12 protein-coding genes are annotated in these 13452 nt (G+C 67.7%); 11 read left to right on the forward strand and 1 reads right to left on the reverse strand.

Annotation, left to right across the window (positions count from 1 at the left end):
- The first annotated feature begins 32 nt into the window (after positions 1-32).
- The 6 genes from ACQG3P_RS11070 (at position 33) to zipA (ending at position 6288) form a co-directional block, all read left to right on the forward strand.
- Complete coding sequence (locus ACQG3P_RS11070; protein WP_093532549.1) at positions 33-371, forward strand: HesB/IscA family protein; 339 nt, start codon at positions 33-35, stop codon at positions 369-371.
- A gap of 165 nt (positions 372-536) precedes the next feature.
- Entirely contained in the window at positions 537-974 is a 438-nt protein-coding gene (gene rpsF / locus ACQG3P_RS11075) for a 30S ribosomal protein S6 (protein WP_068852876.1), read from the forward strand.
- An 11-nt stretch (positions 975-985) separates the two neighbouring features.
- Positions 986-1216 carry a 30S ribosomal protein S18 gene (gene rpsR / locus ACQG3P_RS11080; protein ID WP_002804494.1) on the forward strand — a complete coding sequence of 77 codons (231 nt, stop codon included), beginning with the start codon at positions 986-988 and terminating at the stop codon, positions 1214-1216.
- A 151-nt stretch (positions 1217-1367) separates the two neighbouring features.
- The gene (gene rplI, locus ACQG3P_RS11085) at positions 1368-1817 is read left to right on the forward strand and encodes a 50S ribosomal protein L9 (protein WP_184127032.1); all 450 of its coding nucleotides are present in this window, start codon (positions 1368-1370) and stop codon (positions 1815-1817) included.
- Positions 1818-2006: 189 nt separating this feature from the next.
- Positions 2007-5510, forward strand: coding sequence for a chromosome segregation protein SMC (smc, locus tag ACQG3P_RS11090; protein ID WP_426805061.1), 3504 nt, complete (start codon positions 2007-2009; stop codon positions 5508-5510).
- Positions 5511-5553: 43 nt separating this feature from the next.
- Positions 5554-6288 carry a cell division protein ZipA gene (gene zipA / locus ACQG3P_RS11095; protein WP_426805062.1) on the forward strand — a complete coding sequence of 245 codons (735 nt, stop codon included), beginning with the start codon at positions 5554-5556 and terminating at the stop codon, positions 6286-6288.
- Positions 6289-6291: 3 nt separating this feature from the next.
- On the opposite strand, the gene ACQG3P_RS11100 is transcribed toward zipA, so the two are convergent.
- Positions 6292-7413: a pyridoxal phosphate-dependent aminotransferase gene (locus ACQG3P_RS11100; protein WP_426805063.1), complete on the reverse strand. Its 1122-nt coding sequence runs from the start codon at positions 7411-7413 to the stop codon at positions 6292-6294.
- Positions 7414-7576: 163 nt separating this feature from the next.
- Here ACQG3P_RS11100 and ligA point away from each other — a divergent pair, with 163 nt between their 5' ends.
- From ligA to mtnA, 5 genes are all read left to right on the forward strand, one after another.
- Positions 7577-10039 carry an NAD-dependent DNA ligase LigA gene (gene ligA / locus ACQG3P_RS11105; protein ID WP_426805064.1) on the forward strand — a complete coding sequence of 821 codons (2463 nt, stop codon included), beginning with the start codon at positions 7577-7579 and terminating at the stop codon, positions 10037-10039.
- A gap of 18 nt (positions 10040-10057) precedes the next feature.
- Entirely contained in the window at positions 10058-10543 is a 486-nt protein-coding gene (locus ACQG3P_RS11110) for a GNAT family N-acetyltransferase (RefSeq protein WP_068852860.1), read from the forward strand.
- Positions 10540-11484 carry an EF-P lysine aminoacylase EpmA gene (epmA, locus tag ACQG3P_RS11115; RefSeq protein WP_426805065.1) on the forward strand — a complete coding sequence of 315 codons (945 nt, stop codon included), beginning with the start codon at positions 10540-10542 and terminating at the stop codon, positions 11482-11484. The genes ACQG3P_RS11110 and epmA overlap by 4 nt, the downstream gene beginning before the upstream one ends.
- 156 nt (positions 11485-11640) lie before the next feature.
- Entirely contained in the window at positions 11641-12342 is a 702-nt protein-coding gene (locus ACQG3P_RS11120) for a DUF3011 domain-containing protein (RefSeq protein WP_426805119.1), read from the forward strand.
- 20 nt (positions 12343-12362) lie between these two features.
- Positions 12363-13424: an S-methyl-5-thioribose-1-phosphate isomerase gene (gene mtnA / locus ACQG3P_RS11125; protein ID WP_426805066.1), complete on the forward strand. Its 1062-nt coding sequence runs from the start codon at positions 12363-12365 to the stop codon at positions 13422-13424.
- Positions 13425-13452 lie beyond the last annotated feature (28 nt).

Genomic DNA, 13452 nt, shown 5'->3' on the forward strand with positions numbered 1-13452 from the left:
ATAATGTGCCCCATCTGCTGGAGTCGTCCGTCATGGCTGTCACCCTTACCCCTGTTGCCTTCAACCGCGTCCAGAAGTTCGTTGCCCAGAGCGAGGGTGCCCTGGGGCTGCGTTTCGGCGTTACTCGTACTGGTTGCTCGGGCTGGGGCCACATCACCGACCTGGCGCGCGATGAGCGCCCCGGCGACACCGTGTTCGAGCAGGAGGGGGTGCGGATCTACGTGGACGCCGACAGCCTGGCCCTGGTCGATGGCACCGAAATCGACTTCGGCAAGCAGGGGCTGAGCGAAACCTTCACGTTCAGGAACCCGAATGCTACCGCCGAGTGCGGCTGCGGCGAGAGCTTCACCACCGAGGCCGACAAGGCCTGAATCCGGCCCTGATGCCCCCGCGGCGCCCCCTGGCTTGCCCGGAACCGCTTCTGCTGCGATAATGCGCGGCTTCCTGCCTGATTCCTGGCAGGACCCTTGCTCCACCGCGTTCACCTGCGGGGGGCTGTCCGGCCCGAAGGGGCCACATCCGAAAGGTAAATACACATGAGTCGTCATTACGAAGTCGTGTTCATGGTCCACCCGGACCAGAGCGAGCAGGTTCCGGCCATGATCGAGCGCTACAAGGCGCTGGTCGAGAACGGCAACGGCACCATCCACCGTCTGGAAGACTGGGGCCGTCGTCAGCTGGCCTACCCGATCCAGAACCTGGTGAAGGCCCACTACGTCATGCTCAACATCGAAGTTGACCAGGCCGTGCTGAGCGAACTGACCGAAAGCTTCCGCTTCAACGACGCCGTGCTGCGCAACCTGGTCATCGTGCGCCCGGGCGCCGACACCGAGCAGTCGCTGATCATGAAGAGCAAGGACGAGAAGGGCGACAAGCCCGAGCGTGGTGAGCGTCGTCGTCGTGATGACGAAGAAGGCGAAACCACCCCCGCCGCTGACAACGATGCCGGCGACGACGCCGCTTCGGCCGCTTAAGGAGCACTGACATGTCCAAGTTCTTCCGTCGCCGCAAGTTCTGCAAGTTCACGGCCGAAGGTGTCAAGGAGATCGATTACAAGGATCTCAACACCCTGCGCCAGTACCTCACCGAGAACGGCAAGATCGTGCCGAGCCGCGTGACCGGTACCAAGTCGAAGTACCAGCGCCAGCTGGCAACGGCCGTCAAGCGCGCCCGTTTCCTGGCCCTGATTCCGTACACCGACAACCACGACGTCTGATGGAAGCCGGCGACCCCGGTCGCCGCTTTCGTAGTCCCCACCGCCCGCGCCGTTTGGCAGCGGGCGGTGCCGGGTCTACCGTTCGGATATTCGGACAGCCAAACGCTGCGGGGCCTGCCTCGCTAACGAATACATATATTGGAGCTGCACCATGAAGCTGATTCTCATCCAGAAGGTCACCAACCTCGGCGGCCTGGGCGACCAGGTTGAAGTGAAGCCGGGCTACGGCCGCAACTTCCTCGTCCCGACCGGCAAGGCCGTTCCGGCCACCGCCGCCAACGTGGCCGAGTTCGAGGCCAAGCGCGCCGAGTACCAGGCCAAGGCCGACTCGATCCTGGCCGAGGCCGAAGCCCGCAAGGCTGCGCTGGAAGGCAAGAGCGTCACCGTTGCCGCCAATGCATCGACCGAAGGCAAGCTGTTCGGTTCGGTTGGCCCGCGTGACATCGCCGAAGCCTTCACCAAGGCCGGCCTGCCGCTGGAAAAGAGCGAAGTCATCCTGGGCGAAGGCGCCTTCCGCAACGTGGGCGAGTACGAGGTGGTCATCCACCTGCACGCCGACGTCGAAACCACCGTCAAGGTGGTGGTGGAAGCCGAAGCCTGATCCCTGCCGCAAGGCTGGAATCGCTGAAACGGGCGCCCGCGAGGGTGCCCGTTTTTGTTTCCGGGCGGCTAAACCCCGGTAGCGCCGACCGTTGGTCGGCCTTGGGAACTGCCCGCGCCCCTAACCGCCCGCAAAACACCCGCGCCGTTATACTCGGCGCATCGCGACTGTCCTAAAGCCAACCACGCCATGCGTCTGTCCACGATCAAGTTGTCCGGCTTCAAGTCCTTCGTAGACCCGACCACCCTGCATCTGCCCACCAACATGACCGGCGTGGTCGGGCCCAATGGTTGTGGCAAGTCCAACATCATCGATGCGGTGCGCTGGGTCATGGGCGAGAGCTCGGCCAGCCGCCTTCGTGGCGATTCGCTTACCGACGTGATCTTCTCCGGCTCGTCCGCGCGCAAGCCTGTGTCGCAGGCGACTGTCGAACTGATCTTCGACAATACCGACCACACCATCAGTGGCGAGTACGCCTCGTTCAACGAAATCTCGGTCAAGCGCACCGTCAGCCGCGATGGCAGCAGCAACTATTACCTCAACGGCACCAAGTGCCGCCGCCGCGACATCACCGACCTGTTCCTCGGGACCGGCCTGGGCCCGCGCAGTTACTCCATCATCGAACAGGGCATGATCAGCCAGATCATCGAAGCCCGCCCCGAAGACCTGCGCGTTTACCTGGAAGAAGCCGCCGGCATCTCCAAGTACAAGGAGCGCCGCAAGGAAACCGAGACCCGCATCCGCCACACCCGCGAGAACCTTGACCGCCTGGGCGACCTGCGCGAGGAAATCGGCAAGCAGCTCGAACACCTCAAGCGCCAGGCGCGCCAGGCCGAGCAGTACCAGGGCCTGCAGGAAGAGCGCCGGGTCAAGGATGCGGAGTGGAAGGCGCTCGAGTTCCGCAACCTCGATACCCGCCTCAGCGGCCTGCGCGAAGCGCTGTCCCAGGAAGAAACCCGGCTGCAGCAGTTCATCGCCGAACAGCGCGACGCCGAAGCCCGCATCGAAACCAGCCGCGTGCGCCGCGAAGAAGCCGCCGATGCCCTGAGCACCGCCCAGGCCGAGGTCTACCAGGTGGGCAGCACGCTGGCCCGGCTGGAACAGCAGATCCAGCACCAGCGCGAAATGTCCCAGCGCCTGCACAAGGCCCGCGACGAAACCCAGCAGGCGCTGGCCGAACTGGGCCAGCACATCAGCGGCGACGAAGCCCGGCTGATGGTTCTGCGCGAAGCGGTGGAGCTGGCGGAGCCGCAGCTCGAACAGCTGCAGGAAGAAAACGAGATCAAGCAGGAAGCCCTGCGCGACGCCGAGGCCAGACTGGCCGACTGGCAGGCGCGCTGGGAAGCGCATACCCGCACGACCTCCGAAGCCTCGCGCGCCGGTGAAGTCGAGCGCACCCGCGTCGACTACCTTGACCGCCAGGTGCTCGAAGCCGATCGCCGCCGCGAAGCCCTCACTGGCGAGCGCACCGGGCTGGACCTGGACGCGCTGGCCGAAGTGTTCGACGAGCTGCAGCTGCAGCACGAAACCCAGAAAGCCTCGCTGGACGGGCTCACCGAGCAGGTGGAAGCCCGCAAGGAAGCCGTGGCCGGTCTGCAGGAGCGCCAGCGCACCGGGCAGACCGAGCTCGCCGAGATCCGCAAGCAGGCCCAGGCCGCGCGTGGCCGGCTGTCCTCGCTGGAAACCCTGCAGCAGGCCGCGCTCGGGCAGGAGCAGGGCGCGGCGGTGGCGTGGCTCAAGCAGCACGGGCTGGATTCGGGCGCGCGCGTCGGCGAACGCCTCACGGTGGAGAGCGGCTGGGAAAACGCCGTGGAAAGCGCGCTGGGGCAGCTGATCGAAGGCGTGCTGGTCGATGCCCCGGAACAGCTGGTGGGCGCACTGGCCGAGCTGGGTGACGGGCGCATCGCGCTGGTCTCCGCCGACCAGAGCCCACTGCAGGTCGCCCCGACCTCGCTGGCGGCCAAGGTGGAGGGCCCCACCGCGATCCGCCGCCTGCTGGCCCGCCTGCATGCCGCCGAGGACCTGGAACAGGCGCGTGCGCTGCAGGCCTCGCTGGGCGAGGGCGATTCGGTGATCACCCGGGGCGGTGAGCGCCTGGGCGAAGGCTGGGTGCGCGTGTCGCGCTCGGGCGCGGCCAAGCAGGGCGCGCTGCTGCGCGAACGCGAGATCGTCAGCCTGCGCGAACAGATCGATACCCTGCAGGAACGCGAAGCCGAGCTGGAGAACCGCTTGGCCGAATTCCGTGACCAGCTGCTGGCCGGCGAACAGCAGCGCGAAGACGCCCAGCGCCAGCTGTACGTTGCCCACCGCAGCGTGTCCGAACTGGGTGGCCAGCTGCAGAGCCAGCAGGGCAAGGTCGAAGCCGCCCGCAACCGCATCGACCGCATCGAAGGCGAGCTCTCGCAGCTGCTGGAGACGTTGGACGCCAGCCGCGAACAGGTGCGCGAAGCGCGTGCGCGCCTGGATGAGGCGGTCAACAGCATGGGCGACCTGGAATCGGTCCGCCATGCGCTGGAAAGCGAGCGCCGCCAGCTCGGCGAAGCCCGCGACCGCGCCCGCGAAGCCGCGCGCAGCGTGCGCGAGAGTGCGCATTCGCTGGCCCTGACCCTTGAATCGCAGCGCACCCAGGTTGCCTCGCTGAGCCAGGCCCTGGAGCGCATGAGCACCCAGCGTGGCCAGCTTGACTCGCGCCTGGGCGAACTGCATTCCCAGCTCGACGACGGCGACTCGCCGGTGCTGACCCTGGAAGCCGAACACCAGAACGCCCTCGGCGAGCGCGTGCGTGCCGACCGCGTGCTGGGCGAAGCGCGTACGCTGCTGGAAGGCATCGACGCCGAACTGCGCACCTTCGAACAGACCCGCCACCAGCGCGACGAACAGGCCCTGGCCCAGCGCGAGCGCATTTCCCAGCGCAAGCTCGACCAGCAGGCGCTGGTGCTCAGCGCGGAACAGCTCACCGCCTCGGTCGAAAAGGCCGGGTTCGTGCTGCAGGATGTGATCAACACCCTGCCCGAAGATGCCCGCATCAGCGACTGGGAACAGACCGTGCACCAGATCGATGGCCGCATGCGCCGGCTCGAGCCGGTCAACCTGGCCGCCATCCAGGAGTACGGCGAGGCCTCGCAGCGCTCGGAGTACTTGGATGCGCAGAACACCGACCTGACCACCGCGCTGGAAACCCTGGAAGACGCCATCCGCAAGATCGACCGCGAGACCCGCGGCCGCTTCAAGGACACCTTCGACCGCGTCAACGCCGGGGTCCAGCAGCTGTATCCGCGCCTGTTTGGTGGCGGCCACGCGTACCTTGAACTGACCGGTGAAGACCTTCTCGACACGGGTGTGACCATCATGGCGCGCCCGCCTGGCAAGCGGGTGTCCAGCATCTCGCTGCTGTCCGGCGGCGAGAAGGCGATGACCGCGGTGGCGCTGGTATTTGCGATCTTCCAGCTCAACCCCGCGCCGTTCTGCCTGCTGGACGAAGTGGACGCGCCATTGGATGAAGCCAACGTGGGCCGCCTGGCCAACATGGTCAAGGAAATGAGCGAGAAGGTGCAGTTCCTCTTCGTGAGCCACAACAAGGCCACGATGGAGGCAGCGCACCAGCTCTCGGGCGTGACCATGCGCGAGCCGGGCGTCAGCCGCCTGGTCAGCGTGGACCTGGAAGAGGCGGCACGATTGGCGGGCGCGGCCTGACGTGCCATGCTTACCTGAACGTATTTAGCCGGAGACCCCTCGAATGTCCGACATGGCAATGCTCCGCATCGGCATCCTGGCCGCCGGCCTGCTGCTGATTGCTGCGATCTTCCTGTTTGGCCGGCCGCGTAAAAAATCGCAGGGCCGCCGCGTGGAAGGTGCCGACGGTGCTGCAGGCCAGCGCCGTGAACCGCTGCTGGGCGAACAGGAAGCGGGTGCCTCCGGCGCCGGCTTCACTGATGAGAACGGCGTAACCCAGGCCGAACTGGGCCTGCCCGAAGTGGATGCCAGCCCCGCCAGCGACCTGGGCAAGCGCGCCAGCCAGGATTTCGACAAGATCGTGTCCTTGTTCGTGGCCGCCCGCGCCGGCGAGATGCTGCGCGGCGAAGACATCGTGGTAGCCGCCGAAAAGACCGGCCTGGTGTTCGGCCACATGAACGTGTTCCACCGGCTGGTGGAAGGCCACCCCGAGCGCGGCCCGATCTTCTCCATGGCCAGCATCATGAAGCCGGGAAGTTTCGACATGGCCACCATCCGCGAGATGGAGACCCCGGCCATCGCCTTCTTCCTGACCCTGCCGGCGCCGATGACCGCACTGGATGCCTGGGAAAAGATGCTGCCGACAGTGGAGCGCATGGCCGAGCTGCTCGATGCGGTCGTGCTTGACGACAGCAAGGCCAGCCTAGGCCGCCAGCGCATCGCGCACATCCGTGACGAGCTGCGCGCCTACGACCGGCAGCACCAGGCGCCGCCACTGACCAAAGCCCCGCGCTGGTAACCGTCACCCTTTCAATCCAGCTACCGCTGCGAATGCGTCGCGGAACGCGGCCATCTCCGCTTCGGTGCCCACGCTCACGCGGACGACCTGCGGCCAGATCGGCCAGCTGCGGCCGATCACCACGCCACGTTCGGCCATCGCCCTGGTGAATGCCGCGCCATCGCGCTGCACATCGACCATGAAGCAGTTGGCCTCTGTCGGCAGGCAGCGGAAACCTCGCTTCTGCAGCCAGTCCACGGTGGCCTGCCGCACCCGTGTGTTCTGCTCGCGACGCTGTTCCACCAGCCCAGGCTCACGCAGGCTCGCCAGCCCTGCCGCCAACGCCGTCACCGGCAGCGGGTTGTCGCCCAGGCTGGCCAGTTCGCGCAGCCGGTCCGGATGGGCCGCGGCCACCCCCAGGCGCAACCCGGCCATGCCGTACAGCTTGGAGAAGGTGCGCAGCACGATCACGTCATCGCGCTGCATCACCTGCGCGATCACCGAGCGCTGTGCGCTGAACTGCAGGTAGGCCTCGTCCACCAGCAGGCGCGTCTGCGCCGGCTTGTTCGCCAGCAGCCAGGCAATGTCGCCGGCGGGCGTGATCGAGCCGGTGGGATTGTTGGGATTGCACAGGTACAGCAACCCGGCGTTGACCTGCCTGGCCGCATCCACCATCGCCCGCACATCGTGGGCGCCATCGGCCCGCAGCGGCACCTTCACCACCGATGCACCGCGCGCGGCCGCCAGGTCCCCCAGGCTTTCGAAGGTCGGGTCGGCCACTACCAGCCCGGCGCTGGGCGAGGTCCAGACCACGGCGGCGCGGTTCAACGGTTCGCTGGAGCCGGGAAACAGCCGCACGCGCTCGGCAGCCAGGCCTTCCTGCTGCGCGAACGCATCGCGCAGCTCGCCCGCCAGGGCGAACAGGTAGCGCCCGCTGTCGGCCACGATCGCGCGCGCGGCGGCCTGCGCGGCAGGCGACGGACCGTACGGACTTTCATTGAAGTTGAGCAGCACCGGGCCGGTACCTTCAGCGCGGGCGGGCAGGGCGGCGCTGGAACCCGCAGGACCCAGGCCGATACCGGACAGGGCCAGGCCGGTACCGGCCAGCTGCAGGAAGGAACGGCGGGACGTGACGGTCGATGACATGGCAGGAACACCCAAGGCGGGACAATTCCGGCACGCTAGCGCCACGCGGCGGGGCCGGCAAGCCACTTCGGCGGTAGTGCGTCGGAATCCGATGCGGACCGCGCGGGTGGTCGTTGTTTACGGCAGCGCCTAGAATTCACAGCCCTACCAGGATGCCTGTCGCATGAGTCCCAGTCCCGCCCAACGTGCCGAGGTCCTGCGCCGCCAGATCGACGAGGCTGGCAAGGCTTACTACGACCGCGATGAGCAGCTGATTCCCGACGCCGAGTACGACCGCCTGGTGCGCGAACTCGAAGCGCTGGAACAGGCCCACCCGGAGCTGGTCAATGCCGATTCGCCCACGCAGCGGGTCGGTGGCAAGGCGGCCTCGCGCTTTGCCGAGGTGCGCCATGCAGTGCCGATGCTGTCGCTGGGCAACGCCTTCAGCGATGAGGAAGTGCAGGATTTCGTGCGCCGCATCAGTGAGCGCCTGCGCCGCGATACCGTGCGCTTCTCGGCCGAACCCAAGCTGGATGGCCTGGCCATCAGCCTGCGCTACGAAGACGGCCGCTTCGTGCAGGGCGCCACCCGCGGCGACGGCACCACGGGCGAGGATGTCAGCGCCAACCTGCGCCAGATCAAGGTGATCCCGCACACGCTGCAGGGCAGTGGCTGGCCGCAGGTGCTGGAAGTGCGCGGCGAGGTGTACATGGCCCGCGCCGATTTCGAGGCCTACAACGCCGATGCGCGCCTGCACGAAGGCAAGGTGCTGGCCAACCCGCGCAACGCCGCCGCCGGTTCGCTGCGCCAGCTCGATCCAAAGATGAGCGCGCGGCGCAAGCTGAGCTTCTATGCCTACGGCATCGGCGAAGTGCTTGGCGGTGAACTGCCGCCGACCCATTCGGCCACGCTGGCCCAGCTCAAGGAGTGGGGTTTCCCGGTCAGCGAGCTGTGCCAGGTGGTGGAGGGCAGCGAGGGCCTGCTGGCCTATTACCGTGACATCGGCGAACGCCGCGACGGCCTGGCCTTCGATATCGACGGCGTGGTCTACAAGCTTGACGACCGTGCCGGGCAGGAACAGATGGGCTTTGTGTCGCGCGCTCCGCGCTGGGCCATCGCGCACAAGTTCCCGGCGCAGGAGCAGACCACCACGGTGGAGGCGATCGAAATCCAGATCGGCCGTACCGGCGCGGCCACCCCCGTGGCGCGCCTGCACCCGGTTGCCGTGGCCGGGGTGATCGTGTCCAACGCCACCCTGCACAACGCCGACCAGATCGAGCGGCTGGACGTGCGCGTGGGCGATACGGTGATCGTACGCCGCGCCGGCGATGTGATTCCCGAAGTGGTCAGCGTCATTGCCGACCGCCGCCCGGCGGGCACCTCGCCGTGGCGCATGCCGACCGAGTGCCCGGTATGTGGCTCGGAGATCGTGCGCGAGGAGGGCGCTGCTGCCTGGCGCTGCTCGGGCGAGCTGAGCTGCCCGGCGCAGCGCAAGGAAGCCATCGCGCACTTCGCCTCGCGCCGCGCGATGGATATCGACGGGCTGGGTGGCAAGTACATTGAAACCCTGGTCGATGCCGGCATCGTGCGGGGCGTGGCCGACCTCTACCGGATCACCCGCGACCAGCTGCTGCAGTTGAAGCTGGTGCTGGACGCCGAATCGCCGCAGGCACTGGCCAACCAGATTGGCCTGCACCTGCCGCCCGAAGGCAGTGGCCAGTACCTGCGCGAGGTACTGGCGCTGGATGCCACCGACGACAGCTGGCGCGCCCGTGCCCTTGCCCTGGAAGCGACCTTCAGCTGGAACACGAAAAAGATCGCCACCAAGTGGGCCGACAACCTGATCGCCGCGATCGACGCCAGCCGCACCACCACGCTGGAACGGCTGCTGTTCGCGCTGGGCATCGAACACGTAGGCGAAAGCACGGCCAAGGCGCTGGCCACCTGGTTCGGTGACCTGGAACTGATCCGCCACCTGCCGTGGCCGCTGTTCAAGCGCGTGCCGGACATCGGCGGTGAAGTGGCGCGCTCGCTCGGCCACTTCTTCGAGCAGCCGGGCAACCAGGAGGCCATCGACGCCCTGCTGCAGGTCGGGCAGGTGCGCATCAGCGACGCCCATCCGCCCAGCGCCAAGCTGCGCGACGGGCTGGACTTCGCGCAGCTGCTGGTCGAGGCCGAAATCCCTGGGATCACCCGCCTGCGCGCGGAGAAACTGGCCGCCATGCTGCCCGATGCCGCCAGCGTACTGGATGCCGAACCGGTGCAGCTGGTTGCTGCCGGCCTGCCCAATGAAGTGGCGCTGGGCGTGGCCGACTGGCTCGACCGCGATGGGCATGGGCCGATGCTGCTCAAGGCCGATGAATACCGGCGCACCCTGCTGGAGCGCGCCCCTGAGGCCACCAGCCAAAGCGAAGGACCGCTTGAAGGCCAGACCGTGGTGTTGACCGGCACGCTCGCCCAGATGACCCGCGACGAAGCCAAGGAGCGCCTGGAAGCGCTGGGCGCCAAAGTCGCCGGCAGCGTCTCGAAAAAGACCTCGTTCGTCGTCGCCGGCACCGAGGCAGGCTCCAAACTCACCAAGGCCACCGAACTGGGCATCGATGTCTGGGACGAAGACCGCCTGGTCGCGTTCCTGGCGGCCCACTGAAAACGGATTGAATCCTTCATGCAGACGTCCCCTCTCGACTTCCGCCTCGCCACCGTCGCCGACACCGAACTGGTGGTCGGCTTGATGCGCGAGTTTTACGCCGAAGACCAGCTGGACTTCGACGAAGCGCGCGTGCGGCGCGCCCTGGCCGCACTGCTGGAAGACCCGCGCAACGGCGAAGTGCTGCTGTGGCTGTCCGAAACCGGTGAGGTCGTGGGCCACGCCGCGCTGGCCATGGGCTTCAGCCTGGAGCAGGGCGGTCATTTCGCGCTGCTCGACGAGCTGTACCTGAGCCATGCCGCACGCGGCCGTGGCCGCGGCAAGCAGGCGCTGGCCATCCTGGAACAGCGCGCCAACGCGCGCGGGGTGGAGCGCATGCGGCTGGAGGTGAACCACCACAACGAGCTGGCGCGCCGGCTGTACCTGGCCACCGGCTATGTTGATGACACCCGCAGCCTGCTCACCCTGCAGCTGGCCAGCCGCCTGCGGGACGCACGCGCGTGATTGCCGCGCTGCGCCAGCGTGCGGCGTTGAACGCGCTGATCCGCGCCTTCTTTGCCGAACGCGACGTGCTGGAAGTGGAAACGCCGATCCTCTCGGCGGCCGGCAATACCGAACCCAACATCGACAGTTTCCACACGCGTTTCAGTGGCCACGTCGATGCAGGCAGCGCCCAGCGCTGGCTGCGCACCTCGCCGGAGTACCCGCTCAAGCGGCTGCTCGCCGCGGGCGTGGGCGACTGCTACGAGCTGGGCCGGGTATTCCGCAACGGCGAAGCGGGGGGGCGCCACAATCCCGAGTTCACCATGCTCGAGTGGTACCGTGTGGGCTGGGATCATCACCGCCTGATCGATGAAACCGTGGCGCTGGTGCGCGCGGCACTGGCGCTGGTCGGACGCGAAGCGACACTGCAGGTGCTCGACTATCGCAGTCTGTACCAGGCGCACGTGGGGCTGGATCCGTTCGAGGCCAGCCTTGAGCAGCTGCAGGCGCCGCTGGCCGAGGTTCGCATCGATGCCGACGGGCTGACCCGCGACGACTGGCTGGACCTGCTGATGACCCACTGCATCCAGCCGCATTTCGGTGATGACCAGATGACGGTGGTGCATGACTGGCCGGCCAGCCAGGCCGCATTGGCGCGGGTGCGGCCGGGCACGCCGCCGCTGGCCGAACGTTTCGAGCTGTACCTGGGCGCGGTCGAGCTGGCCAACGGCTACCACGAGCTCAACGATGCCGACGAACAACGTGCCCGCTTCGTGCGCGACCACGCGGTACGGCAGGCGCGCGGCAGCGTGCTGCCGCCGCTGGACGAGCGCCTGCTTGATGCATTGCCCGCGCTGCCGGATTGCGCAGGCGTGGCGGTAGGCGTGGACCGCCTGTTGATGGCGATGAACCGTACCGGCCGGATTGCCGATGTGCTGGCATTCGATTTCGCCCACGCCTGAACGTAGTGAAGTCTCCATGAAAGTGTCTTGCGCGGGTTGCGTGATGATGCTCTGATCACACCCGATGTCGGATGGTGGCGACGTAATCGGTCAGTGGCGGCGTGTATGGAGTTGATGAAACGGGTGGAAGCTGCTGCACCAACGCCGTCCGCCCTGATGTGGCGCCTGCCGGCGTTGGGGCTGGTGCTGTTCGCCTCCTGCCTGCCGCTGTCGGCGTGGGCCGAAACCGGCTATGCCGGGCAGGTGGTGCGCTGCCAGTCGCGCGACATGGAATGGGTGCATTGCGACATGCCGGTCGCCAACGGCGTCGACCTGGTCCGCCAACTGTCCGACAACAGCTGCGTGCGCGGCTCGGAATGGGGCACCGATCGCACCGGGGTGTGGGTCACGCTCGGCTGCCGGGCCGAATTCCGCAGCCGTGGCGCTCCCGGTGCCAGCAGCGGTGGTGAACGCAAGGTGCGCCGGGTGCTGCGCTGCGAATCCAATGGCCGCCCGCAGAGCTGCCCGGTGATCCTGCAGGGCGCGCCGGTGCGGCTGCTGCGTCAGTTGTCGGCGATGCCGTGTCGGGAAGGGCACAGCTGGGGCGTCAAGCGCAACGAGGTGTGGGTCACCCGTGGCTGCCAGGGCGACTTCGAGGTGGGCGCGGCCGACGGCAGTGGTTTCCTCGATGTACCGCGCCCGCTGGTCTGCGAATCCAAGTCGCGCCAGCGCCGGTTCTGCGGGGCCGGCATCAGCAGGAGCGCCACGCTGGTCAAGCAGCTGTCCGGCAGCCCCTGCGAGGAAGGCCGCGACTGGGGCTGGGATGCCCGCGGGGTATGGGTGGACAACGGCTGCCGCGCCGAATTCCATGTGAATTGAGCGCCCGTTACAATGACGGGATGAACGCATCCCCCGACATCGATTACGCCCGCTATGACCACATCCGTCCGATCCTGTGGACCGGTGATTCCCTGCAGCTGCTCGACCAGCGCAAGCTGCCGTTCGTGGTGGAGCATGTGGAATGCCGTGACAGCGACGCGGTGGCCGAGGCCATCCATGCGCTGACCGTGCGCGGCGCGCCGGCCATCGGCATCGCCGCGGCCTGGGGCGTGGTGCTGGCCGCGCAGCAGGTGCAGGCCGACGATGGGGCGCAGGCGCTGGCCAAGCTGGAACCGGCGCTGCAACGCCTGAACGCGTCACGCCCGACCGCCGTCAACCTGGCCTGGGCGCTGGCACGCATGCGCCGCGCCGTGGCGCCCGCCGGTGCCGACTGGGCGCAGGTGCTGGCCCGCGAAGCGCAGGCCATCGCCGAGGAAGACCTGGCCGCCAACCGCCACATGGGCGCGCTGGGCGCCGGCCTGATCGATGCCGGCAGCGGCGTGCTGACCCACTGCAATACCGGTTCGCTGGCAACTGCCGGCTTCGGTACCGCACTGGGCGTGATCCGCGCGGGCATGGCCCAGCACCGCATCGGCCGGGTGTTCGCCGGCGAGACCCGGCCGTGGCTGCAGGGCGCGCGCCTGACCGTGTGGGAGCTGCAGCAGGACGGCATCGACGCCACGCTGATCGCCGATTCGGCCGCTTCGCACCTGATGAAGACCGGGGCGGTGCAGTGGGTGATCGTCGGCGCCGACCGCATCTGTGCCAACGGCGACACCGCCAACAAGATCGGCACCTACCAGCTGGCCATTGCCGCCCGCCACCACGGGGTGAAGTTCATGGTGGTGGCGCCGTCGTCCACGGTGGACATGGACACCGCCGACGGTGCGCAGATCGAGATCGAGCAGCGCGACCCGGGCGAGCTGTATGGCGTGGGGGGTACCCGCACCGTGGCCGAGGGCATCGCCGCCTGGAACCCGGTATTCGACGTGACCCCGGGCGAGCTGATCGACGCCATCGTGACCGAGAAGGGCGTGATCCTGAATCCCACCGTGGCCAACATGCAGGCTGCGTTCGGTTGACCGTGGGCCGGCCAAACGGCCGGCGCTA

It is taken from the genome of Stenotrophomonas sp. SrG, assembly GCF_050031795.1.
Taxonomy (GTDB): Bacteria; Pseudomonadota; Gammaproteobacteria; order Xanthomonadales; family Xanthomonadaceae; genus Stenotrophomonas; species Stenotrophomonas rhizophila_A.

Excerpts from the sequence above, each read along its gene's own strand:
- smc (WP_426805061.1), top strand. The coding sequence starts at position 2,007 with ATGCGTCTGTCCACGATCAAGTTGTCCGGCTTCAAGTCCTTCGTAGAC.
- rpsF (WP_068852876.1), top strand. The coding sequence starts at position 537 with ATGAGTCGTCATTACGAAGTCGTGTTCATGGTCCACCCGGACCAGAGC.
- rpsR (WP_002804494.1), top strand. The coding sequence starts at position 986 with ATGTCCAAGTTCTTCCGTCGCCGCAAGTTCTGCAAGTTCACGGCCGAA.
- ACQG3P_RS11120 (WP_426805119.1), top strand. The coding sequence starts at position 11,641 with ATGTGGCGCCTGCCGGCGTTGGGGCTGGTGCTGTTCGCCTCCTGCCTG.
- zipA (WP_426805062.1), top strand. The coding sequence starts at position 5,554 with ATGTCCGACATGGCAATGCTCCGCATCGGCATCCTGGCCGCCGGCCTG.
- ligA (WP_426805064.1), top strand. The coding sequence starts at position 7,577 with ATGAGTCCCAGTCCCGCCCAACGTGCCGAGGTCCTGCGCCGCCAGATC.
- ACQG3P_RS11070 (WP_093532549.1), top strand. The coding sequence starts at position 33 with ATGGCTGTCACCCTTACCCCTGTTGCCTTCAACCGCGTCCAGAAGTTC.
- rplI (WP_184127032.1), top strand. The coding sequence starts at position 1,368 with ATGAAGCTGATTCTCATCCAGAAGGTCACCAACCTCGGCGGCCTGGGC.
- ACQG3P_RS11110 (WP_068852860.1), top strand. The coding sequence starts at position 10,058 with ATGCAGACGTCCCCTCTCGACTTCCGCCTCGCCACCGTCGCCGACACC.
- ACQG3P_RS11100 (WP_426805063.1), bottom strand. The coding sequence starts at position 7,413 with ATGTCATCGACCGTCACGTCCCGCCGTTCCTTCCTGCAGCTGGCCGGT.
- mtnA (WP_426805066.1), top strand. The coding sequence starts at position 12,363 with ATGAACGCATCCCCCGACATCGATTACGCCCGCTATGACCACATCCGT.